The 21,916-nt window shown below is 34.6% G+C and carries 26 protein-coding genes; 20 read left to right on the top strand and 6 right to left on the bottom strand.

What is annotated here, in order from left to right; all coding sequences use genetic code 11:
- Window positions 1–72: 72 nt before the first annotated feature.
- The 8 genes from ABJD27_RS00390 to ABJD27_RS00355 all read left to right on the top strand — a co-directional run bounded on the left by ABJD27_RS00390 (window position 73) and on the right by ABJD27_RS00355 (window position 7,788).
- Entirely contained in the window at window positions 73–945 is an 873-nt protein-coding gene (locus ABJD27_RS00390; protein ID WP_348169915.1) for a hypothetical protein, read from the top strand.
- A 39-nt stretch (window positions 946–984) separates the two neighbouring features.
- Window positions 985–1,755 (top strand): sugar-binding protein, encoded by a 771-nt coding sequence (locus ABJD27_RS00385; RefSeq protein WP_348169918.1) that lies wholly within the window; start codon window positions 985–987, stop codon window positions 1,753–1,755.
- Between the two features lie 85 nt (window positions 1,756–1,840).
- Window positions 1,841–3,208: a M28 family metallopeptidase gene (locus ABJD27_RS00380; RefSeq protein WP_348169921.1), complete on the top strand. Its 1,368-nt coding sequence runs from the start codon at window positions 1,841–1,843 to the stop codon at window positions 3,206–3,208.
- An 88-nt stretch (window positions 3,209–3,296) separates the two neighbouring features.
- Window positions 3,297–4,922, top strand: a complete 1,626-nt coding sequence (locus tag ABJD27_RS00375; RefSeq protein ID WP_348169924.1) for a M1 family metallopeptidase — start codon at window positions 3,297–3,299, stop codon at window positions 4,920–4,922.
- Complete coding sequence (locus ABJD27_RS00370) at window positions 4,919–5,725, top strand: arginase family protein (protein ID WP_348169927.1); 807 nt, start codon at window positions 4,919–4,921, stop codon at window positions 5,723–5,725. The genes ABJD27_RS00375 and ABJD27_RS00370 overlap by 4 nt, the downstream gene beginning before the upstream one ends.
- Before the next feature lie 49 nt (window positions 5,726–5,774).
- On the top strand, window positions 5,775–6,188 hold the full coding sequence (locus ABJD27_RS00365; RefSeq protein ID WP_348169930.1) for a hypothetical protein: 414 nt from the start codon (window positions 5,775–5,777) through the stop codon (window positions 6,186–6,188).
- Window positions 6,185–6,985, top strand: coding sequence for an MBL fold metallo-hydrolase (locus ABJD27_RS00360; protein ID WP_348169933.1), 801 nt, complete (start codon window positions 6,185–6,187; stop codon window positions 6,983–6,985). The genes ABJD27_RS00365 and ABJD27_RS00360 overlap by 4 nt, the downstream gene beginning before the upstream one ends.
- Window positions 6,986–6,999: 14 nt before the next feature.
- A complete protein-coding gene (locus ABJD27_RS00355; protein ID WP_348169936.1) occupies window positions 7,000–7,788 on the top strand; it encodes a hypothetical protein in 789 nt (262 codons plus the stop codon).
- On the opposite strand, the gene ABJD27_RS00350 is transcribed toward ABJD27_RS00355, so the two are convergent.
- Complete coding sequence (locus ABJD27_RS00350) at window positions 7,775–8,170, bottom strand: hypothetical protein (protein ID WP_348169939.1); 396 nt, start codon at window positions 8,168–8,170, stop codon at window positions 7,775–7,777. The two genes, ABJD27_RS00355 and ABJD27_RS00350, sit on opposite strands and share 14 nt — an antisense overlap.
- Window positions 8,171–8,193: 23 nt before the next feature.
- The gene (locus ABJD27_RS00345; protein WP_348169943.1) at window positions 8,194–8,589 is read right to left on the bottom strand and encodes a hypothetical protein; all 396 of its coding nucleotides are present in this window, start codon (window positions 8,587–8,589) and stop codon (window positions 8,194–8,196) included.
- A 54-nt stretch (window positions 8,590–8,643) separates the two neighbouring features.
- On the opposite strand from ABJD27_RS00345, the gene ABJD27_RS00340 reads away from it, so the two are divergent.
- The 3 genes from ABJD27_RS00340 to ABJD27_RS00330 all read left to right on the top strand — a co-directional run bounded on the left by ABJD27_RS00340 (window position 8,644) and on the right by ABJD27_RS00330 (window position 11,808).
- The gene (locus tag ABJD27_RS00340) at window positions 8,644–9,684 is read left to right on the top strand and encodes a zinc-dependent alcohol dehydrogenase family protein (protein ID WP_348169946.1); all 1,041 of its coding nucleotides are present in this window, start codon (window positions 8,644–8,646) and stop codon (window positions 9,682–9,684) included.
- Window positions 9,685–9,694: 10 nt separating this feature from the next.
- Complete coding sequence (locus tag ABJD27_RS00335; RefSeq protein ID WP_348169949.1) at window positions 9,695–11,074, top strand: amidohydrolase family protein; 1,380 nt, start codon at window positions 9,695–9,697, stop codon at window positions 11,072–11,074.
- Between the two features lie 122 nt (window positions 11,075–11,196).
- Complete coding sequence (locus ABJD27_RS00330) at window positions 11,197–11,808, top strand: HNH endonuclease (RefSeq protein ID WP_348169952.1); 612 nt, start codon at window positions 11,197–11,199, stop codon at window positions 11,806–11,808.
- 116 nt (window positions 11,809–11,924) lie between these two features.
- Here the strand turns inward: ABJD27_RS00330 and ABJD27_RS00325 are convergent, their stop codons facing one another.
- Window positions 11,925–12,602 (bottom strand): class I SAM-dependent methyltransferase, encoded by a 678-nt coding sequence (locus tag ABJD27_RS00325; protein WP_348169954.1) that lies wholly within the window; start codon window positions 12,600–12,602, stop codon window positions 11,925–11,927.
- A 136-nt stretch (window positions 12,603–12,738) separates the two neighbouring features.
- Between ABJD27_RS00325 and ABJD27_RS00320 the strand changes: the two genes are divergently transcribed.
- From ABJD27_RS00320 to ABJD27_RS00285, 8 genes are all read left to right on the top strand, one after another.
- The gene (locus tag ABJD27_RS00320; protein WP_348169957.1) at window positions 12,739–13,023 is read left to right on the top strand and encodes a hypothetical protein; all 285 of its coding nucleotides are present in this window, start codon (window positions 12,739–12,741) and stop codon (window positions 13,021–13,023) included.
- A 153-nt stretch (window positions 13,024–13,176) separates the two neighbouring features.
- Window positions 13,177–14,010, top strand: coding sequence for a rhomboid family intramembrane serine protease (locus ABJD27_RS00315; protein ID WP_348169960.1), 834 nt, complete (start codon window positions 13,177–13,179; stop codon window positions 14,008–14,010).
- Window positions 14,011–14,017: 7 nt separating this feature from the next.
- Window positions 14,018–14,479, top strand: a complete 462-nt coding sequence (locus ABJD27_RS00310; RefSeq protein ID WP_348169963.1) for a hypothetical protein — start codon at window positions 14,018–14,020, stop codon at window positions 14,477–14,479.
- A gap of 14 nt (window positions 14,480–14,493) precedes the next feature.
- Window positions 14,494–15,072, top strand: coding sequence for a Crp/Fnr family transcriptional regulator (locus ABJD27_RS00305; RefSeq protein WP_348169966.1), 579 nt, complete (start codon window positions 14,494–14,496; stop codon window positions 15,070–15,072).
- A gap of 61 nt (window positions 15,073–15,133) precedes the next feature.
- Entirely contained in the window at window positions 15,134–15,508 is a 375-nt protein-coding gene (locus tag ABJD27_RS00300; RefSeq protein WP_348169969.1) for a hypothetical protein, read from the top strand.
- Window positions 15,509–15,624: 116 nt separating this feature from the next.
- Complete coding sequence (locus ABJD27_RS00295; protein ID WP_348169972.1) at window positions 15,625–16,731, top strand: two-component regulator propeller domain-containing protein; 1,107 nt, start codon at window positions 15,625–15,627, stop codon at window positions 16,729–16,731.
- Between the two features lie 265 nt (window positions 16,732–16,996).
- The gene (locus ABJD27_RS00290; protein ID WP_348169975.1) at window positions 16,997–17,689 is read left to right on the top strand and encodes a nitroreductase family protein; all 693 of its coding nucleotides are present in this window, start codon (window positions 16,997–16,999) and stop codon (window positions 17,687–17,689) included.
- 240 nt (window positions 17,690–17,929) lie between these two features.
- Window positions 17,930–18,349 (top strand): glyoxalase, encoded by a 420-nt coding sequence (locus tag ABJD27_RS00285; RefSeq protein ID WP_348169977.1) that lies wholly within the window; start codon window positions 17,930–17,932, stop codon window positions 18,347–18,349.
- A 146-nt stretch (window positions 18,350–18,495) separates the two neighbouring features.
- Here the strand turns inward: ABJD27_RS00285 and ABJD27_RS00280 are convergent, their stop codons facing one another.
- Window positions 18,496–18,816, bottom strand: a complete 321-nt coding sequence (locus ABJD27_RS00280; RefSeq protein ID WP_348169988.1) for a DUF2461 family protein — start codon at window positions 18,814–18,816, stop codon at window positions 18,496–18,498.
- 171 nt (window positions 18,817–18,987) lie between these two features.
- On the opposite strand from ABJD27_RS00280, the gene ABJD27_RS00275 reads away from it, so the two are divergent.
- A complete protein-coding gene (locus tag ABJD27_RS00275) occupies window positions 18,988–20,340 on the top strand; it encodes a leucine-rich repeat domain-containing protein (RefSeq protein ID WP_348169979.1) in 1,353 nt (450 codons plus the stop codon).
- A 70-nt stretch (window positions 20,341–20,410) separates the two neighbouring features.
- Here the strand turns inward: ABJD27_RS00275 and ABJD27_RS00270 are convergent, their stop codons facing one another.
- Together ABJD27_RS00270 and truA are read right to left on the bottom strand one after the other, a co-directional pair.
- Window positions 20,411–21,094: a DUF2461 domain-containing protein gene (locus tag ABJD27_RS00270; RefSeq protein WP_348201986.1), complete on the bottom strand. Its 684-nt coding sequence runs from the start codon at window positions 21,092–21,094 to the stop codon at window positions 20,411–20,413.
- A 41-nt stretch (window positions 21,095–21,135) separates the two neighbouring features.
- Complete coding sequence (gene truA, locus ABJD27_RS00265) at window positions 21,136–21,915, bottom strand: tRNA pseudouridine(38-40) synthase TruA (protein WP_348172868.1); 780 nt, start codon at window positions 21,913–21,915, stop codon at window positions 21,136–21,138.
- Window position 21,916 lies beyond the last annotated feature (1 nt).

The following is a 21,916-nucleotide window of genomic DNA, read 5'->3' as shown; positions in this document are numbered from 1 at the left end:
TAAGGTATAAATATTCATAGTCTGCTTTCGCGAAAGCGTTTGATACGTTATCTTTAGATCAAAATTATAAAGATGCGCCAGAAATTCTGCTTTATACTGTTTTTTGCTATTCTATCTTCTATGAGCCTTATTGCTCAATCTGATACCGAAGTATATCTCTTTGATGTGCTCGTAAAAGGAGAAAAACTAGAATTAGCAAATCAACGTAATATCTCCAATAACAAAGGATACGATAATCAACCCTCCTTCTACAATGACAATCAAGTCCTTTTTGCAAGTACGAGACAAGGACAAACGGATATTGCCTCCTATAATATAAGAGATGGAAAAATTGCTTGGATAAATGATACTGGTTTTGGTAGTGAGTACTCCCCTACTAAGATTCCAAATCAGAAAGCAGTTTCTGCGATACGATTAGACACTACGGGTTTACAACGATTATATGCCTATGACTATACCTCTGGAACTTCTAAGGAAGTCATCAAAGACCTCGTAATAGGGTATCACACTTGGTACACCAAAGATATTCTTATCTCCTCTGTGCTTGCAGATGGAGGACTTGATCTTGTCGTTTCCGATCTTAAAAAAGGAACAAATCATACACAACAAAAGAAGATAGGACGTTCTTTACATAAAATCCCAAACTCAGATTTGCTAAGTTATATTAGTAAAGAAAAGGATATTTGGGAAATAAAATCAATACACCCGGTGACAGGCGCTACACAAACTATTATACAAACCATTCCTGAGGCCGAAGATATGTGTTGGCTCCTTAATGGTACCATCTTAATGCCTAAAGGAAATGTCATTTATGCATTCAACCCAAAAACTGACAGTACTTGGCGTGTGTTTACAATTTTTAAAGATTCTAAGATATTTAACATCACTAGGATTACTACAAATAGTACTTCTAGCCTTCTTGCTTTAGTTTCAGATACAAAATAGTAAAATTGTTAAAGTCACATTCATAAGATAACACCTTACATGAAAAATATACTCTTACCCCTACTTATAGCCATCGTTGTTATAAGTTGTAAGCCTAATAAGAACGAAGATATCGCTGAAGTCTTCCTACCAAAAACAGATCATCAATTACGACAAGTACCAAAAGCAATCATCACACCATCTATAGATGGTAATATAGATGATCCAGCATGGGAAAAGGCAACCTGGCAACCATTAGATCAGAACTGGCTGGGAGATTCATATAGTAACGAAGATTTTTCAGGTCGTTATAAACTCACTTGGACTCCAGAAGCACTATATCTTATAGCAGAAATAAAAGACGACGTATTATATGATAAAAACGAAGACCCACTTACATTATGGTGGGATGATGACTGTCTTGAAATCTTTATAGATGCAGATAACTCAGGCGGAGGACACCAATTTAATCATAATGCTTTTGCATACCATGTTGCAATGAATGGTAACGTAGTCGATCTAGCGCCAGGAGAAATCCCAACCCTTTATAATAGCCATGTCAATTCTTCACGTAAGACAAATGGCACTACGACTATATGGGAATGTGAAATCTTTATTTATGAAGATACTTATATAGATCACACTGCAAATGAAACCAAAATACTAGCACCTAATCAAAAGTTAGGTTTTGCACTTGCCTATTGTGACAATGATACAAGTCCAGAACGCGAAAACTTTATAGGCTCTGTACCAGTAGAAGGAGAAGACAAAAATAGAGGATGGATAGATGCAGGTATTTTTGGAACTATACAACTCATAGAAAAACGGTAGAATATTCTTAAAATTTTGTTACAAAACTCATAAATACCTCCTTATAACTTACATTAGGGAGGTATTATAATTTAAACTCATCACCATGCAACTCAAACTAGTACGATCACAAAAAATCATCTTTTACAGTTCTTTTCTATTCTTCCTTTTTGCATCCATTACAACATATGCACAAACTGATACCAGAATCTATGATATTATCGATGCTGTTTCTTCAGATCGTATTAAAAATGATGTAAAAACATTAGCAGATTTTGGGACACGTCATACCCTAAGTGATACCGTCTCTCAAACACGCGGTATCGGTGCTGCTCGAAGATGGATTAAAAGACAGTTTGATGCAACCTCATCATCGTGTAATGGCTGTCTAGAGGTTTTTTATCAAAAAGACCTTATAGAAAAAGGACGTAATGGACGCATCACAAAAGATGTAGAAGTTGTGAATGTTGTAGCCATACAACGAGGAACAAAATATCCAAACCGATACATTCTTATGAGCGGAGATATAGACAGTCGTGTATCTGATCCAACAAATTACACCTCAGATTCTCCGGGAGCAAATGATAATGCAAGTGGCATGGCTGGTACCATAGAAGCAGCACGTGTTCTTTCAAAATACAAATTTGAAAACAGTATTATATATGTCGGACTTTCTGGAGAAGAACAAGGATTATTTGGAGGTCAAGGATTGGCCGCTTTCGCGAAAGCAAATAATTGGGACATCATCGGGATATTAAACAATGATATGATAGGAAACATCACAGGAGTAGATGGTGTGATAGATAATAGAACCTTCCGTATCTTTTCTGAACCAGTTCCTCCAACCGAAACAGAACGACAACGCCGTGCTCGTCGTTTTTATGGTGGTGAAGTAGATGGCATCTCACGACAATTAGCACGCTATATTCATAAAGCAGTAAAAACCTATATGCCAGAGATGAATCCTATGATGATTTATCGTCTAGATCGTTTTGGTCGTGGCGGACATCACCGTCCATTTAATGATGCTGGATTTGCAGGAATTCGTATTATGGAAGCACACGAAAACTACACACAACAACATCAAGATATTCGTACTGAAAACGGAATTAACTATGGCGATACCTTTGAGCATGTAAACTTTGATTATGCAGCAAAACTTACTGCTGTAAACGCAATTACACTCGCTAGTATCGCTTGGGCACCACCATCACCAGAAAGTGTTTCTATTGGAGGAATTGTACAAGCAAATGCAAAGTTCAAATGGAGCCCTGTAGAAGGTGCTGTAGGATATAAAATATATTGGAGGGATACTACCTCACCTACTTGGGACAATGCAAGATTTGTAGGAAATGTAACAGAGCACGTGTTAGAAGGAATTGTCGTTGATAATTTCTTTTTTGGAATTGCTGCTATAGGAAAAGATGGACATGAAAGTCCAGTGGTCTTTCCTAATAGTATTATGAGAAATTAACTCTTTAAATTTCAAAATAGTAAATTTCAAAATATAGATGTAGTATTTTATACATTTGTGATGAAAACATACTAACGAACCATATATAATGAAATACCTTCCGTTTATCCTATTATTCACTTCTTTAAGTGTCTTTAGTCAGAAATATACTCGACAAGATACCTTAAGGGGAGCTATTACGCCAGAACGTGCTTGGTGGGATCTCACTCACTACGATTTATCTGTAGATGTAGATCCTGATGCAAAATTAATTCTAGGAACAAACATCATCACCTATACCGTTCTTGAAGAAGGTATGGAAGAATTACAGATTGATTTACAATCTCCTATGGAAATCACATTAGCTACTCAAGATGGAATCTCTTTAAAAATCCGTAGTGAAGGCGATGCACATTTTATTAAGCTCAAAAAAAAGCAATATCAAGGAGATAATAATCAACTCATTGTAGGTTTTGAAGGAAAACCTCGTGTTGCAAAAAAAGCACCTTGGGATGGCGGATTTACTTGGAGTAAAGACAACGCAGGACGCCCTTTTATTGCTACAGCAAATCAAGGAATAGGCGCCAGTGTATGGTGGCCTAACAAAGATCATAACTATGACGAGGTAGATAGTCTTGATATGCATGTGACAGTGCCTAAGGAATTGGTAGATGTATCAAATGGTCGTTTGGTAGGTATAGACTCTACTGCTATATCAAAAACATATCATTGGACTGTAAAAAACCCTATTAATAGTTATGGAGTCAACTTAAATATAGGAAACTATATACGGTTCTCTCAAACGTATCAAGGAGAGAAAGGGCCTTTAGACATGGATTTTTGGGTAATTAAAGAAAATGAAGAAAAAGCAAAAGAGCAGTTCAAGCAAGCGCCATTGATGATGGAAGCCTTTGAACACTGGTTTGGTCCTTACCCTTTTTATGAGGACAGCTATAAGCTTGTAGAAGCTCCATATCTAGGGATGGAGCATCAAAGCTCGGTGACCTATGGTAATAAGTATCAGAATGGATATTTAGGACGTGACCTATCAGGAACTGGATGGGGATTAAAATTTGATTTTATTATTATTCACGAGTCAGGCCATGAATGGTTTGCAAATAATATTACCAGTAAGGATGTTGCAGATCTATGGATTCATGAAAGCTTTACAAATTATTCTGAGAGTCTATTTTTAGATTATCATTATGGAAAAGAAGCCGCTACAGAATATGTGATAGGTACTCGAAAAAACATTCAGAATGATGAACCCATTATAGGTACCTATGATGTGCGAAAAACAGGTAGCGGTGGCGATATGTATTATAAAGGGGGGAATTTATTACATATGCTCCGTATGATCACGCAAGACGATGAATTATGGCGTAGCACATTAAGAGGTTTAAATGCAGAATTTTGCCACGAAACGGTAACAACTAAACAGATAGAAAACTACTTAAGCCTACACTTAGGTAGAAATTTAAAGTATGTCTTTAATCAATATTTACGTTCGACAAAGATTCCTGTATTAGAATATCAAAAATCAAAAAACAAAGTATCCTTTAGATATATAAATGCTGTTAGAAATTTTGATATGCCTATACAACTTCTCATTAATGGTGAAAGGCAGTGGGTTTCTCCTACAACACAATGGAAAACCTTTAAGGCAGATGGGAAAATAAAAACGATCAAAATAGCTAACGATTTTTATGTTGATTTAAAAAAGATAAACCCTTGAAAATATATTTCCCACAATGGCAAGGCGCTGGTATAGGCGAAGGTATAGAAGCTGGTGCAAAAACAGTATTAGACTATCTTGATAACCCTGCTTTTGAAAGCATTCCTTTATCTACTATCATTGCAGGAAAAGAAGGAATCCAAAAACACAAAATTAATAATTACGAAGCCATTACAGAACAGCTCTCGCGTTTTAAAGAACGATTAGAGCAAGAACAACCTGAAAGCCTACAAACAATAGGTGGTGACTGTGGTTTGGAAATTGTGCCTGTTTCCTATCTAAATAAAAAATACCCAAACCTAGGTGTTATTTGGTTTGATGCTCATGCAGACATTAATAGACCATGTGACTCGGCAAGTTGTAATTTTCATGGAATGCCATTACGTACCTTACTAGACGAAGGAGAACCAGAAATGAGTCCACTTCTTTCTAGTACAATAGAGCAACATCAAATACATTATGTAGGATTACGAGATATTGATGCTACCGAGAAAATACGCCTAGATGAAGGTAATATTTATCACCCTAAAACACTGGATATTCAAAATTTAGTAGATACGCTTTCGCGAAAGCGTATAACACATCTATACCTACATTTTGATTTTGATTGTCTAGAACCCACCGATTATGATAAAACCTATTATCGTGTTCCAGACGGTGTTACTATCAAAGAATCTGTAGAGTGTATACAAGCATTGCAATCGCACTTTACCGTTGTAGGAAGTAGTGTTTTAGAATCTACTACGATATCACAAGATGAATTACAACCCATCACCCCTATTATTGATGCGTTAATGACATAATCATGTATATAAATAACAACAGAAAGTGATTATATAAAAACAAACTACATTGGATACTAGCATCATCGGAATCGGAATTGCTTTATTTCTTCCTTTTTCTATTCTCTATACTAGAAAAGAAAAATGGCAAAACCCAAAAATAATATGGATTATTTGCGGTGTATTACTATTCATTGGGGTTTTAGGAATTATAAATACAAACAGTCAATTCAAAAGTGATCGTATGACCTATTTTGGACTTTGTTTACCTATAGTCTATTGGATTTTTGATCGAATTTTTAAAAGAATAAGTGAACGCATACATCAGAGGGATTTCATTCTTTATCTAAGAAACTCAGGTGAGATAAATGATAGTTTAGGAGCTAAAAACCCACATGTAAAAGCTTCTGATAAATTGTTTTCGATTGCATTATTAATTATAATTATGGGTTCTCTAGTAATTACCATGACACAAATTATATGAAAAATAAGAACTTCTGGATTCGTTATATAACCATATCGCTATGCATAATAGGATTAGCAAATACACATAAGACTGTTGCCCAAGATGATTCCCCAAAAGTAATCATCGAGTATATCGCACATGCTAGTTTCAAAATTTCATATCATGGTACCACACTCCTACTTGATCCATATACTGATAAAGTTTGGCTAGGGTATAATTTCCCTAAAGATATTACAGCAGATGCCATTTTTAGTACACATCCACATTATGATCACGATGGAGGATTATTCTTAGGTAAAACCCCATATTGGAAAGATAAAATCCCATTGTATCAGGATCCGGGAAGTTATACCCTTGGAGATTTTAAAATCACTGGTATTAAAGGAAAACATTGTGATCCCTATGGCAAAGAATTTGGACAAAAAAATACCATTTGGAAAATAGAAGTTAATGGTCTTACCATAACACATCTTGGTGACAATGGGCCTTTAACACAAGAAAATTACGACGCTTTAGGTAAAACCGATATCCTTTTAACACCAATAGATTCAAAATACCATATCTTAAAAAAAGAAGAATTAGACGTTGTTCTTGAAACAATACAGCCAACTATTATTATCCCTATGCACTATCGCATTCCTGATCTAGAAACCGATATAGACAAGCCTGAAGATTTAGGAGGTATTGATCCTTGGTTAGAAGAAAAAACAAATGTAACGCGTCTCCCTAGTAATAGGTATACGATTGATACGACTATGTTTAATAAGAGTACTCAAATTGTTGTATTTAAACACGCTAGTACCGTCACTCATTAGATAACACACCAGATATGAAATTAAAACTCCTTCTCTTCCTCCTATCTTTATCCATACTAAGTTGTGTACAACAACAAGATACACAAGCACCAGAAAAACTACTTAACGAAGTCCTTGTTCTTGGAGCCATCCATAGTGGACACAAGACAGACTCTGTATACAACACAGCATATCTAGAAAAACTCATTCGTGAGATCAAGCCTGATTATATTCTTGCTGAAATTCCTCCAGATCGTATGCAAGAAGTCATGGAAGGTTTTAAGAGAGACGATAGTATTTCAGAACCACGTGTAATGCGTTTTCCTGAATATGTAGATGTTGTATTTCCACTCACTAAGGAATTAGATTTTGAAATCATTCCTACTGCAGGTTGGACACGTCCTATGGCAGAAGAACGTAGTGCAAAATTAAGAGCTATCAGTAGAGATTCAACTCGAACAAAAGACTGGCAAGCTTATGTAACGGCAAATCAACTTTCTGATTCTTTATACAAAGCCACGGGAAAAGTAAATGACCCCTACTTTATCCATACAGATCGCTATGATGAGATTCAAGATGTTGCATTACAAACTTATAATCGGTTATTTAATGTCGAGTTAGGACTTGGTGGATGGGAGAATATCAATATTGCACATTATTGGCATATCGAGAAAGCATTAGAAAAACATCGTTATAAGGGAAAGCGTGTGCTTATCATTTATGGAGCAGGACATAAAGGGTGGTTCTTAAGAGAACTTAGAAAACGGGATGATATCAAGTTATTAGATATGAAACCATTTTTGGATCATATCAATCAAAAATAAGATTCAAGACACCATTTACAATTGCATTACCAAAATCGGTAGCACCATTGGGGTTAAAGGAATCTATTTTAGACAATCCACGGGTTTGATTTTCTAACAGAATAGAAGAACTTGTATACTCATAGGTTTCTTGATATCGGATATATGCATCATTAAGACCAGTGATACGGTTATAACGAGAAAAAGAAGAAACTCCATCTATATTAGGTAGTTTATTAAAACGGAATGAAATATCGATATCCATATTTTGAACTCTTTTTGTTTGTAACAAAAAATTACTAGCATCTATATCTAATATCCCACTAATGGAAGGAGTTTGTGTTTGAGATTGTGCAGTAAAAGACACTATAAATAACAAAAGGAATAAAGAACGAGATATCATAGTATAAAATTTAAAACAAAAAGTTAATTAAAAAAAGTGTTTATCAGACCTGTGACTATAAAACTCTCTAGATTGGTGCCTCTAAGGCTCCTTCTACTATTATACGGTGCTGTCCCTGGAATTTCTTTCTTATAAATGAAAGAAGTATCTACAAAAGTATCACTGAGTAAGTTTTGTTTATAGCTATTGGTAACTTGTGTAAGATCAATATGACGTGCAAGTCCGTAGCTTTGATCAAATACAGCAGATATACCTTTTTTACCTAAGGTAAGCGCAAATCCAGAATGACTACGTATTGCTCCTGTATTAAAATTATAGGCTTGTATGGTTGTCTTCTGTACATTTTGTGTCTGTTGTCCATAGGAATGAAATGACAAAAGAATACATATAATACAGGCTATTTTGGATATCATTTTCATAGATAGTAGCATTTAATACCACTTAAAGATACCTAAAAAAACAGTACATATTTGATGAAAGCACTTGTATATGAGAATTTTCAAGCTCCGTTGAGCATTCAGAACGTCAGTGATCCTTCTCCTAAAGATCACGGAGTTGTTATTAAAGTAGCAGCTACGGGACTTTGTAGAAGTGATTGGCACGGGTGGATGGGTCATGACCCTGATATCCAGTTACCCCATATTCCTGGTCATGAGTTGGCAGGCACGATAGAAGCGTTAGGAAAAAACGTTAAAGGATTTGCCATTGGTGATCGTGTGACCATGCCATTTGTATGTGGATGTGGGAGTTGTAATCAATGTATTTCTGGAAATCACCAAGTATGTGATACCCAATCACAACCAGGATTTACGCATTGGGGATCATTTGCCGAGTATACTACTGTAGATTATGCAATGACCAACCTTGTCAAGCTTCCTGAAGAAATCAGTGATATTACTGCGGCTACTTTAGGATGTCGGTTTATAACGTCATACAGAGCCATTATAGATCAAGGAAAAGTTCAAGGGGGACAGTATGTCGCAATACATGGATGTGGTGGTGTTGGACTTTCTGCCATTATGATTGCACGGTCGGTCGGTGCACAGGTGATCGCTATCGATATTCATGAGGAGACGTTAGCTTTCGCGAAAGCGATAGGAGCCACACACACTATAAATGCAAATAATCATCCTGATATCGTAGCCCATATCAAAGAACTCTCTCACGGAGGTGTGCACGTATCTGTAGATGCATTGGGAAGTGCCGTGACCTGTTTTAATTCGATTTCCTGTTTACGCAAACGAGGCAAGCATATTCAAGTTGGGTTGATGACAGGTGATCATAAACATCAAAAGGTGCCTATGGATCGGGTGCTTTCTGACGAATTAGAAATTATAGGAAGCCACGGAATGCAAGCACATCGGTATCCAGAAATGCTTGCCATGATTAAAAACGGACAATTACATCCCGAAAAATTAATCGAACGTACCATTACACTAGAAGACGCAATTAGCGAACTTCCTGCAATGAATCAATTTAAAAACAAAGGCGTACTTGTTATTGACACTTTTTAAAATTACTGTTATGAAAACTTTATTATCTGTATTTACAACTTTTTTACTATTCGTTTCCTGTGCGCAACCACAAGAAGCAGTGAGTCCATCGGCACAACTCATTACCGATGTTACGATTATTAATGTACGCTCTGGAAATGAAATTCCTTCACAACAGGTCGTCATAGATTCTGGAAAAATAAAAACCATTACGACTGTCATAGAACATCCAGAATCCTATAAAACTATCATTAATGGGGCGGGAAAATACCTCATCCCAGGACTTGCCGAAATGCATGCACACATCCCTCCTCCTACTTCGAGTGCGCTGCATACCGAAGAAACCTTGTTCTTATATCTCTCCAACGGAATTACCACCATACGCGGTATGCTGGGACATGCTGAACATCTACGCTTGCGCGAAAGAGCAAAAAACGGCGATCTCTTAAGTCCGCGTATCTATACAGCTAGTCCGTCGCTTAACGGGAATTCTGTCAAAACCAAAGAGGAAGCCATCGAGAAAGTAACGGCGTATCAAAAAGAGGGGTTTGACTTTTTGAAAATCCATCCTGGAATCAAACGTGAGGTCTTTGACCAAGTAGTTATCACAGCAAATGAAGTGGGGATTCCTTTTGCAGGGCACGTTCCTGTAGATGTAGGGATTCGACACGCGATAGAGAGTAATTACGCTGCCATTGACCATGTAGATGGGTTTATAGAAGGACTTGTTCCTTCCGAAGCAAATGTACGACCGGAAGACAATGGTTTTTTTGGGTATAACTTTACACCACTAGCCGATGTTACAAAGATAAATGAACTGGTTATGCTTTCGCGAAAGCATAACATTTGGATTATACCTACACAAAGCTTGTACGAACGTTGGTTTGCTCCTGCTACTGCCGATGATTTATTACAAGATCCAGAAATGAAATATATGCCTGCATCTACTTTGGCTAACTGGAAAGCACGCAAAGGACAATACACAACAGATAATCCTGATTTTAATGAGGCACAATGGCAGCAGTTTAATGACATACGAAGACAACTCATTAAAGCATTGCAAGATGGTGGTCATGGTATTTTATTAGGATCTGATGCACCGCAATTATTTAATGTTCCTGGGTTTTCGATACATCATGAGATTGCAGGAATGTCCCGAGCCGGACTGACACCTTTACAGATCTTACAATCGGGAACAATTAATCCTGCGACATTCTTTGCTGCCGAAGATGAATATGGAACAATTACAGAAGGTTTAAGCGCCGATCTTGTCTTATTAAATAATAATCCTTTACAAGATATCAAGCATCTTAAAAACGTAGCGGGTGTCTTTGTACAAGGACATTGGTTGTCTAAAGAAGCTATAGATAGTCGACTTGTTGAAATTGCTGAGGCACGTGCTAAACGTTGATTTTTATTTTTGGGGTAAGTTTATGTAATAGACTAATTTATAAACGTATAACTAATTAATTATCAGTATTACTAGTATATTTGATACATCTTTATATGCATGTTATACGTAATTAAAATAAAATGAGTAGTTGGAAAGACGATATTATAAAAGCATTTAATTTAATCGGAGGGGAAGGTCATTATTCTGATATATATGATGCTGTTGAACAAATAAGGCCCAAAGAAAAACTAACAAAAACATGGAAGGCTTCAGTAAGAGGAACGATAGAGCGATTCTCAAAGGATTCCAAAGTATATGGAGGTAATGAAGATCTTTTTTTTACGGTTGATGGTTTAGGAAATGGAATTTGGGGATATAATGATTACATTTCATATGGAAAAACTATTGATTTAACGGAAGATGATAGTGGATTTCCTGAAGGAAAAAAGAAACTTAGACAACATATTCTAAGAGAACGAAATCCAAAAATAATACGATTAGCTAAACAAAAGTTCTTAGAAATCAATAAGAAATTATTTTGTGAAGTTTGTGAGTTCAATTTTGAGTCGAAATATGGTGATATTGGCATTGATTTTATTGAAGGTCATCATTCTAGACCAATATCTGAAATGAAAAAAGATGAAAAAACTAAAATAGAGGATATCGTAATGGTGTGTTCTAATTGTCATAAAATGCTACATCGAAAAAGACCTTGGTTAACTAAAAATGAATTAAAAAGAGTATTAAAATGATTATATCTTATGTTACTAAGGCTTAATCTTTAGGGTAGGTGGTTATAAAATGTTTAGTATAGATTATTATGAGTGATTAGTTTAAAAAACATAAAAGGTCTTTGCTTAAATTGATTTTAAAAAATTGTATATAATGTTGTTGTTATAACTCCTTTACAATCATTTAAAATAACTGATACTAATTGTTTTTCATCTTTTACTTTAAAATTAAATGGCGGAGCTAATACATTGATCCCACTCTGCTTCTTTAGTCTAATTCCTTGGCCTGAGATAATATCTTTGTTAGGTATAAAATCTCCTTCAGGAATATGTTCGGTTATAATAACATATTTATAATCACTCAACTTACTTAGTATATCTTGTACTTCAGCATTAGATACGTGTTGAAGTACTTGCCTTACTAGAGCACAATCTCCAAAAGGTAATTCATCTATTGCTAAATCCAAACATTGGAATTCTACATGTTCTTCTTTAAATAGTACCGTATTATGAGCAATAAGGTCTGCTACGATGTCTACAGCAACATATTTCTTAGTGTGTTTTACTAATTCTTTTCCTACATTAAAATCTCCACATCCTAAATCACATACCGTAAGCGGGGTTGTAAAAGAAGTCAAAAATGATGTCACAGCTTCTACATATGGCTGTACTATTTCTGGAAGATGCGATCCTACTCCTGAATAAAAATCAGAGGTATTGTTTCCCCAAAGATTCATTTCATAGACCTGTTCCATAGCTTCTTTAGTAGGCCAAGGTTTCTTTATTTTTTTAGTATCGAGTTCTTTCTTCTTCATAAATACATGAGTACACTATGTAAACTACAAAAGCATCATTATATATTCAAATGTACTATTAAAACACCTATAAAATTATATGTATTAATGTGAATATATTGAAGATGTATATGAATAAAAAGGTACATTTATAACTATGAAAAATAAAAGGAATAGCGTCATTATACTCATTACAGTTGTTATTTTGCTTATTCCATTAATAGCCATGCAGTTTACTGATGAAGTGCATTGGACACTATCTGATTTTATTATTGCTGGCGCACTTCTTCTTGGTACTGGGTATGTCATAGATTTTATACTACGGAAGATAAAGCATGTAAAGTACCGAATTCCCATCATAATAACAGTTTTAATAGTCCTTCTACTTATCTGGGCAGAACTAGCAGTAGGTCTCTTTGGAACATTAGTCCAAGGGAATTAAATAATACAATACATTTCTTTTTTACATCTAAATACCTCATCAAATTCTATCACAATTTTATTATCTTTCGATTATAATAGAAAGACTCTGGACATTTTCTATAACATATCACCCATATAGCCATCGTTAATAATACAAATTGAAGAATCCCCAATGGAAGAAATTGGAATAGTAGCATTAACACTCATTGTCATCAATGGGGTCATAACATATAAAGGACTAAAAAGTACTTTCTTCTTAAATAAATACTCCTTTAACGTTGATCAAATTCTTATTAATAAGGACTATAAGAGATTGATCACTTCTGGTTTTTTACATGCAGATTGGGCACATTTCTTTTTTAATATGCTTACGCTATACTTTTTTAGTCAAAGTCTAGAGGCACTTATTGGGATTCCAGCATTTATAGTATTATATATCGCAAGTTTAATAGGGGGTAACTTATTTGCTTTATACATTCATAGAAATCATGGAGATTATACTGCAATTGGAGCTTCTGGGGCTGTAAGTGGATTGGTCTTTGCTGCAATAGGTCTATTTCCTGGCATGGACATTGGCTTTATTTTATTGCCTATAGCTATTCCAGCCTGGTTATATGGGATAGCCTATGTATTGTATTCTATTTATGGTATTAAAAGTCAAAAAGATAACATTGGACACGAAGCTCATTTAGGTGGCGGAATTATAGGATTAATCATAGCCATACTTCTTGAGCCAAAAATCTTAACAGAGAACCCCATACCTATCATACTCATAGTCGTACCAACATTTATTTTTATATTCTTAATCGTAAAAAAACTACATCTATTAATCGTTTCCAATCCATTTTCAAGGTCAAAAAATGCATATACCATCGAGGATGTATACAATGAAAAAAAAGTATCAAAACAGAATGAGTTAAATCAGCTTTTAGATAAAATAAATAAAAACGGATATGACAAACTATCTCAGAAAGAAAAGGACAGATTGAGCGAGTTATCCAAATAAATTCTATATGCAAACACGAGATTACGACGATTACATTTTTGTTCCTTCTTTAAACGGTTTTAGAAGTGTTGATATAAATAACAGAATTGTTGATGTCTCTCAGGAAACCAATGGATATTGCAATATATACGCCAATCATATTAGTTTAAGTTTCCTCCATAGCATGGATGCGTTACAAATAAATGCCATTCATTATTTTGAAGATCATCAAAAAATAATTTTCAATGTCATTGTAAATCACTTAAAAGAAATCTATGCTCAGCCTAAAAAAGAACTAGGGTTTATATATATAAATATATTACCAAAAAGCAAAGAAGATACCTGCCTAACTGAGTATGTTTTTTTAAATACAAAAAATCAAAAAATTCGAGTTAAGATGTATAAGGATGTATTTATTAATATTACTACAAATGAAAAAGAGTTCTTTAAAAACATAAGAAAGTGGGTGTCAGGAATTAAAAATAAATAATCTATATATAACAAATGGAAAAACTAAAACAGTGTATTTTAAGTCAAGTAACAATTGAAAAAAAATCAATGGATACTATCTTATCTGTTTTTGAACCTTTAGAATTAACAAAAGGACAGTTCTTTCTTGAATCTGGAAAAATTTGTCGTCAAATGGCATTTATAGAATCTGGATTTATGCGAATGTATGATCTTGTAGATGGAAAAGAAGTCACATTATGGATTGGTAGTGAAGGCAGATTTATTACCTCATTATCAAGTTTTGTATTTCAAACAAGTAATATGTGGAATATACAAGCAATCACAGATTGTAAATTATATACGATACATAGAGACCAACATTTTAAACTCAATAAAGAAGAACCAAAATGGTTAGAATTTGATAATATTTTACTCGCAAATTCATTTGCACTATTAGAAAAAAAAATGTTTTCGCAGCTCCATACTACAGCAAAAGAGAGGTTTCACGCTTTACTAGCTGAAGAGCCAACACTTTTTCAGAATGTTCCTCTACAATATATAGCATCTATGTTAGGAATCACACCAGAATCCCTAAGTAGATTACGAAAAAACACTATCAAATCAATTACTTAACATTTGTCAAGAGACTTCACGCCTTATTTAAAGAACTTCACCAAAAATAAAGTTCTTAAATATGGAAACATTAAAAAAAGCATTGATCGTTAATACTATATTCTCTAGTATTTCTGGTATCATCATGATTATATTACATACCCAAATTGCAAATTTGTTTGGAGTCCAAAACAATAGTGTTTTTTGGATTATTGGAATTGTATTATTGTATTTTGCTGGTACTATATGGTATGAAACCAAGAAACAACGAAGGTCAGCCATTTTATGGATTAGTATTCAAGATTTTCTTTGGGTATTAGGAAGCCTTTATCTACTACTATTTAATCCTTTTGACATTACACAAATAGGTAACATAATCATTGGAGTCATAGGTGTAATTGTATTGTCCATGGGAATTAATCAAATTATAGCTCTTCGAAAAATGGATTGTACATAAAAATGCATTTTTTAACCTATTTAAGGCTTTTTGACGCAACTTTGACACTTTTTTGACACTTGGTAAAGCGTATAGAAAATAGTTCATCCTATCTTTGTTAGTAAAGAATCATACGTATGAATAAGTCTATAGTATCCTCTCAACTCTTATATTTATTTCTGTCTTTTGTCTTAATAACTTCTTGTAATGGACAAGACGGAACAAAAACTTCACAAGACAATCCTGTTCAATCTACCGAAATTCCTAGCGATACAATAACACCAAAAGAAAACCAACCTATTACTCCACCCTATGAGAATACATTGCTTGCTCCTCCTCCAATAAGTGATTTTGTACGCAGGATTTTTCAAGATAAAAGAGGCCATTTATGGTTTGGAACAAATGGAGATGGAGTCGCACGTTATAATGGAGAAGTCTTAGAATATTTTTCTATTAATGAAGGTTTTGGAGGTGTTGCCGTAAGAGGAATGGTAGCCGATAAAAAAGGAAACGTTTGGTTTGGGACAAATAGCGGGTTAACAAAATACGATGGTACCACATTTACAAATTTTACCGAGAAAGACGGACTCATTCATAATGATATTTGGAGCATTATGGTAGACCGTGACGGGCTCTTATGGATAGGAACCTATCAAGGGATAAGTCAGTTTGATGGAGAAGTCTTTACTCCTTTTTCTATTCCAGACACAAAACCAGATTATACTAGAGGAGTTACTAGTGCAAGGATTGTACACGTTATTATGCAAGATAATAAAGGAAACATGTGGTTTGGCGTTAATGGAGGCGCTTATATCTATGATGGAACCTCTTTATCCAATCTTTCTGAGAAGGATGGTATGTGTGGTAATAGTGTAAATGATATTTTAGAAGATGCAGACGGAAATATCTGGTTTGCAACACATCATAATGGTGTTTGTCGTTACGACGGAACCTCATTTACTCATTTCACGCCACAGGAAGGAGTTCTAGGCACTGAAGTATGGAGTTTATATAAAGATGCATCAGACAACATCTGGTTTCCTGTTGAAAATTATGGAGTCTATCGGTACGATGGACAATCTTTTACCAACTTCCAAAAAGAAGAGGGCCTCACTACAAATGCCATACAATGTATTTATCAGGATAACCAAGGAAGGCTTTGGTTTGGTGGCTGGACTGGGCTCTATCATTATGATGGAACTTCTTTTTCCAAAATTACTGCGGTAGGTCCTTGGCCTGAATAATCAACATACTTCACTCCTTTTTCGTTTGAGAAATATTTTTTTGCTTTCGCGAAAGCGTACTTAGTAACACTACATTTTTAAACCATTATAAAATTATAAATATTAAAAGCAGGTAATATTTGGCTATCTCTTCTTTCTCTCCTAACTTTAGTAAAAACTAATGCACTTAAAGACTAATGCTTTTAAAAATGCATTTCAATCTATAATTCAGCAAGTTACATCATAAAACGAATCCCATTTCATTTTAAAAAATTAGAATATTTCTATGGAATCACCTACCCATATTATTATCAATGGATATAAGCATATTGCATACCAACCTGAACATATTCCTGAAGACAAGTTGGTTGAAAAAAGCCAATCGTTTTATAGTTGGTTAGACACAAGAAGATCTGTAAGAGATTTTTCTGATACGCCAGTACCAAAACAGGTCATTGAAAACTTAATAAAAAGTGCTTCTACAGCTCCTTCTGGAGCGCATAAACAGCCTTGGACTTTTTGTGCGATATCAAACCCAATATTAAAAACTAAAATTCGTAAAGAAGCAGAGATAGAAGAAAAAGAGAGTTATGAAAACAGGATGAGTGAGCGTTGGAAGGAAGACCTTGCTCCTCTAGCAACAGATATGCATAAACCGTTTTTAGAGACAGCACCTTGGCTTATCATCGCTTTTAAGAAAGTCTATGAATTTGGAGAAAATAAAGAAAAATATAATAATTACTATGTAAACGAATCTATTGGAATTGCCTGTGGTATGCTTATTTCTGCCATTCATAATGCTGGACTAGTGACATTAACACACACGCCAAGTCCTATGAATTTTCTCGCAAAGACACTTAATAGACCTAGTAACGAAAGAGCTTTTTTGTTACTCCCCGTTGGGTATCCAAAATTACCTACCTATGTTCCCGATTTGAAAAGAAAAGGATTAGATGAAATGACTGTGTTTTATGAGTAAGCATCTGCAAAGGTGATATAGCCGAATTCAAAAACCACAAAAATCATCACATCATACACTAGATAATATCCACATACCCTATAGTTTAGACTACATAATATCTTATTCGAAGATCAATATACATTAATAAATTCCTTGTGTATCACAAGGAATTTATACGTTGATAACTGGTTAAGAAGTATTTTCTGTCATCCTATAAATGCTGTTCGACTCGTTGTACATTTAATAAAACTGAAAATTATGAATGACAGACCCAATGACATTAAACGCATTCGTCCAGAAATTCCATCGGCTAGAATACATGATCAAATGAGTAGTGAGGAGCGTTTTCAAAACGCGACTATACGCCCTATTGTAAAACTACAAAGCCCATTATTTATTGAAGTTTTTCGTAATTATATAACAAAACATAAGAATGTATTTTATGATCTATCTCTAGAAAAACGCACAGATTATATAGAAAATGCGATTCATAAGGATACAAAGTTCCGAAATAGTTTAAAAGGGATGATTATAGGTCAATGTACTGTGGAGGAGTATCTTATTTATATTCAAAATTCGTCAGCATTAAATAAACGAATGATGAATATTGTAAAAGAGCGACTTCTTAGTAATATTCAGCTATTTGAACGACCAATAGCACTAACAAAAGCTAGTTAATGCAAGTTCCAGAAACAAGAAACAATTCGCCTATAGACCCATCTTCTCCTATTGAAGTGTTGGTTTTTATAGCGTTGCCTATATTACTTATTGTGGTTTACTTTATTGCGAGACGGCAACAAAAGAAGAAGAATAAGTAGTTTCTGTTAATCATCAAGTAGTGAAACTCCGTTTAAGTCGGTGATGAAGACATCACTCATAAGATCAAAAAACGGTCTTAAGAGTTCAAAATGATAGAGTACCTTCTTTCCAAAGTCTGGTGCATGTACTTCTTCATCTGTAAATTTATGTGTCACTACAAAGTTTTTAAGACGTATTAGATTTATGTTTGGATCGTCTTTATTAAATCCTTTAGGAGCTGTTTTTACAGAGTTCCAAGCATCAAATTTTCCTCCGTACGCTTTCGCGAAAGCGGGCTCAGCATAAACTTCTACGTCGTTATACTCCTTGAAAGCGAACTCAGCAATAACTCTTCACACCCTACAATACGCACCTGAAAATCAAATAGTTCATTAACTAAAAAGCTTCTATCCATTTCTCTTTGAGCGCTAACCATAAATGCTATAAAGACAACTTCTACGCAACCTTTTAAAAAATTATAGACTTTATATAGTATAACACTTATAAAAACCATTCTCATGAAAAAAATATTATTTACGAGTATCATCATACTATTTTCACTATCGACCTTTGCGCAAATAGTCAATATTCCTGACGAAAATTTTAAAGCGGCATTACTTGACAACTTTCTACCTATTGATACTAATGGAGACGGAGAGATTCAAACCTCTGAAGCAGAACTTGTACCAAATATTAATGCCATATTGAATAATGTCACTGACATCACAGGAATAGAAGCTTTTATAAATCTTGAAGTGCTCAGTCTAGGCAACAATGAGATTACTACAGTAGATTTATCACAAAACACAAAGCTCAAAATTCTTGCTATTGACGTAAACCCCATTACCGATATTGACCTCTCTTTTCTTCCTGATTTAGAAATAGTAAGACTTGGTCAAACCCAAATTCAAGAGATAGACTTATCTTTTAATTCCAATTTAAGAAGGCTCGATCTAGACGGAACCTTAATTCAAGAGTTAGATCTTACTGCAAACAATAATCTAGAAGTCCTCTCTCTTACTAATACATTGCTTAGTACAATTGATGTTTCTGGACTTACAGAACTTATACAGTTATCTATGAATATCACAGAGATAAATGAAATCGATGTTTCTAATAATCTACTTTTGGAAGCACTAGATTTAAGAGGTTCGGGACTAACATCTATTAATTTACAAAATAATACGAATCTAGAAATACTGGATATAAGCTATACAAATCTTCAATCTGTAGATCTTTCTCAAAATACACAACTTAAAATTCTCTTTATAGCTGGAAATCCACTAGCATCTATTGATCTTTCAAATTTGAGTGCACTTCGTGCTATAGATATTGGTATGACTGACCTAACGACATTAGATTTCTCAATGAATCCACAGCTTTGTTTTGTTTCCGTAAACCAAAATGAGAACCTGATCTCTGTAAATTTACAGAATGGTAATAACGAATTGCTTGACCTAGATGGAACTTGTGAAATATCAGTATTTGAAGCTTCGTATAGTTTCCCTACTAGCGCTAATTTTTTTCAAAACAACAATAATCTCACCTCTATATGTGTAGATAATATTGCATTTGCAGAAGAAAATTTCCAGAATGTACCACCATCTACAGAAATTATAGAAGATTGCACTTTATCTATTCAAGATATAAATAAGCCACTAGTCGCAGTGTATCCAAACCCAACAACAGATATTATAAACATCTCACAAACGGTAAAAAATATAACAGTATATGACCTAAGTGGTAAACAAGTGTATAAAGGAAGTGACAATACGGTTTCCCTTAAGAATCTAAATAATGGATTGTATATACTACGTTTAGAAACTCAAGAGGGTGCAATTATGACAAAGAAAATCATAAAACGCTCATAAAAAAGAAAATACAACCGATCCAAATCATTTTTGAGGTCGGTTGTATTTACTTTATAGCAACTGAAAATGTTTAGTCTAGTAATGAAACCCCGTTTAAGTCGGTGGTGAGAACATCACTCATAAGATCAAAAAACGGTCTTAAGAGTTCAAAATGATAGAGTACCTTCTTTCCAAAGTCTGGTGCATGTACTTCTTCATCTGTAAATTTATGTGTCACTACAAAGTTTTTAAGGCGTATTAGATCTATGTTTGGATCGTCTTTACTAAATCCTTTAGGAGCTGTTTTCACAGGATTCCAAGCATCAAATTTTCCTCCGTACGCTTTCGCGAAAGCGGGCTCAGAAAGAATAGAACGTATCTCACTACTATCCATTTGGATCTCTGTACGGATACGCAGTAAGTCTTTAGGTTCTGGATTAAAAAAACCGCCTGCTACTACCGAATTCCCTCCTGGTTCTAATCGTAAATAATATCCTCCTCTACGATGAGCTCCTGCCCTACTAAAACTAACGCTACGGTGTACATTATAAGGCGTTTTATCTTTACTAAAACGAACATCCCTATTGATCCTGAAAACCTTGAGCTTTGCTATTTCGTCATCTACATTAAGTCCTGCTTGTATATCTGCATAAAAAGCTTTCAAGGATTTCTCATTGGTCTGATACTCCTTTTTATTTTCTGTCATCCAGTCACGATGATTGTTCTTTTTAAGAGATTTTAAAAAGGCAAAGGAAGATTTTGGTATCGTATTCATAGTCTCATTTTTTAACGTACTAAAGATACTATTTTACACCCTTACATACGCACATCATGAAGCATCAATCCGCTAGGTTGTGCAATATGCTCTAATTTGATCCCATTGTTAGGGACTAAGGTTTGTTTTATGAAATCAAGATCGATTTTACCTTGACCAAGATCAAATAAAGCCCCCATCATTAAGCGTACTTGGTGTCTTTTAAAACCTTTTCCGCATACCCGGAAAATAAAGCTTTGCTCTGGAAAAAAACTAGCTGTATATAACTCGTTTGTAACGACTTCACTAGTTACTAATGTGCTTATTGTTTTTGTCTCAGGATTTGGCTTATATGCATAGGTTCTAAAATCATGCGTTCCCACAAACAATTGAGCTGCTTCTTTCATGAGTTCTATATCCAATGCTGCAGCGATATTTACCATATATGGCGCAGCAAAAGGATGGTTTTTTTCACCATAAGAAAAGAGATAGATGTACTCCTTTTGTTTTGGAGCATCCATGACATTAAATTTTTTGTCTACTTTTGTAATTCCTTGACATCTAATGTCTTGCGGTAAATTCGAATTCAAGAGCTCTAAAAAATTATCATCTGGCAACGGGGCATCTTTTAAAAACAATTCTACATACGCCACATTTGCAGACACTTTTGCATCCGTACGTCCTGAAGCCAGTAGTTTAAAATTTTTATGCCCCAAAACGTACGAAAACGTACGCTCTACCATACGCTCTACCGTAAGTACATCAGGTTGTTTTTGCCAGCCATGGTATCTAAATCCTAAATACTGGATCTTAAGTAAGTAATAGAAACGCTTATCAAACATA

This window comes from Dokdonia sp., assembly GCF_039945015.1.
Classification (GTDB): domain Bacteria; phylum Bacteroidota; class Bacteroidia; order Flavobacteriales; family Flavobacteriaceae; genus Dokdonia.
Note: the sequence above shows the minus strand (reverse complement) of the source record. Positions and strands in the feature narration are given on the sequence as shown.

What these genes read in the sequence shown, in the direction of transcription:
- ABJD27_RS00380 (WP_348169921.1), top strand. Translation starts at nt 1,841, where the DNA reads ATGCAACTCAAACTAGTACGATCACAAAAAATCATCTTTTACAGTTCT.
- ABJD27_RS00305 (WP_348169966.1), top strand. Translation starts at nt 14,494, where the DNA reads ATGGAAAAACTAAAACAGTGTATTTTAAGTCAAGTAACAATTGAAAAA.
- ABJD27_RS00340 (WP_348169946.1), top strand. Translation starts at nt 8,644, where the DNA reads ATGAAAGCACTTGTATATGAGAATTTTCAAGCTCCGTTGAGCATTCAG.
- ABJD27_RS00290 (WP_348169975.1), top strand. Translation starts at nt 16,997, where the DNA reads ATGGAATCACCTACCCATATTATTATCAATGGATATAAGCATATTGCA.
- ABJD27_RS00320 (WP_348169957.1), top strand. Translation starts at nt 12,739, where the DNA reads ATGAAAAATAAAAGGAATAGCGTCATTATACTCATTACAGTTGTTATT.
- ABJD27_RS00270 (WP_348201986.1), bottom strand. Translation starts at nt 21,094, where the DNA reads ATGAATACGATACCAAAATCTTCCTTTGCCTTTTTAAAATCTCTTAAA.
- ABJD27_RS00310 (WP_348169963.1), top strand. Translation starts at nt 14,018, where the DNA reads ATGCAAACACGAGATTACGACGATTACATTTTTGTTCCTTCTTTAAAC.
- ABJD27_RS00330 (WP_348169952.1), top strand. Translation starts at nt 11,197, where the DNA reads ATGAGTAGTTGGAAAGACGATATTATAAAAGCATTTAATTTAATCGGA.
- ABJD27_RS00350 (WP_348169939.1), bottom strand. Translation starts at nt 8,170, where the DNA reads ATGATATCTCGTTCTTTATTCCTTTTGTTATTTATAGTGTCTTTTACT.
- ABJD27_RS00300 (WP_348169969.1), top strand. Translation starts at nt 15,134, where the DNA reads ATGGAAACATTAAAAAAAGCATTGATCGTTAATACTATATTCTCTAGT.
- ABJD27_RS00345 (WP_348169943.1), bottom strand. Translation starts at nt 8,589, where the DNA reads ATGAAAATGATATCCAAAATAGCCTGTATTATATGTATTCTTTTGTCA.
- ABJD27_RS00390 (WP_348169915.1), top strand. Translation starts at nt 73, where the DNA reads ATGCGCCAGAAATTCTGCTTTATACTGTTTTTTGCTATTCTATCTTCT.
- ABJD27_RS00295 (WP_348169972.1), top strand. Translation starts at nt 15,625, where the DNA reads ATGAATAAGTCTATAGTATCCTCTCAACTCTTATATTTATTTCTGTCT.
- ABJD27_RS00375 (WP_348169924.1), top strand. Translation starts at nt 3,297, where the DNA reads ATGAAATACCTTCCGTTTATCCTATTATTCACTTCTTTAAGTGTCTTT.
- truA (WP_348172868.1), bottom strand. Translation starts at nt 21,915, where the DNA reads ATGTTTGATAAGCGTTTCTATTACTTACTTAAGATCCAGTATTTAGGA.
- ABJD27_RS00275 (WP_348169979.1), top strand. Translation starts at nt 18,988, where the DNA reads ATGAAAAAAATATTATTTACGAGTATCATCATACTATTTTCACTATCG.
- ABJD27_RS00385 (WP_348169918.1), top strand. Translation starts at nt 985, where the DNA reads ATGAAAAATATACTCTTACCCCTACTTATAGCCATCGTTGTTATAAGT.
- ABJD27_RS00315 (WP_348169960.1), top strand. Translation starts at nt 13,177, where the DNA reads ATGGAAGAAATTGGAATAGTAGCATTAACACTCATTGTCATCAATGGG.
- ABJD27_RS00355 (WP_348169936.1), top strand. Translation starts at nt 7,000, where the DNA reads ATGAAATTAAAACTCCTTCTCTTCCTCCTATCTTTATCCATACTAAGT.
- ABJD27_RS00360 (WP_348169933.1), top strand. Translation starts at nt 6,185, where the DNA reads ATGAAAAATAAGAACTTCTGGATTCGTTATATAACCATATCGCTATGC.
- ABJD27_RS00335 (WP_348169949.1), top strand. Translation starts at nt 9,695, where the DNA reads ATGAAAACTTTATTATCTGTATTTACAACTTTTTTACTATTCGTTTCC.
- ABJD27_RS00285 (WP_348169977.1), top strand. Translation starts at nt 17,930, where the DNA reads ATGAATGACAGACCCAATGACATTAAACGCATTCGTCCAGAAATTCCA.
- ABJD27_RS00325 (WP_348169954.1), bottom strand. Translation starts at nt 12,602, where the DNA reads ATGAAGAAGAAAGAACTCGATACTAAAAAAATAAAGAAACCTTGGCCT.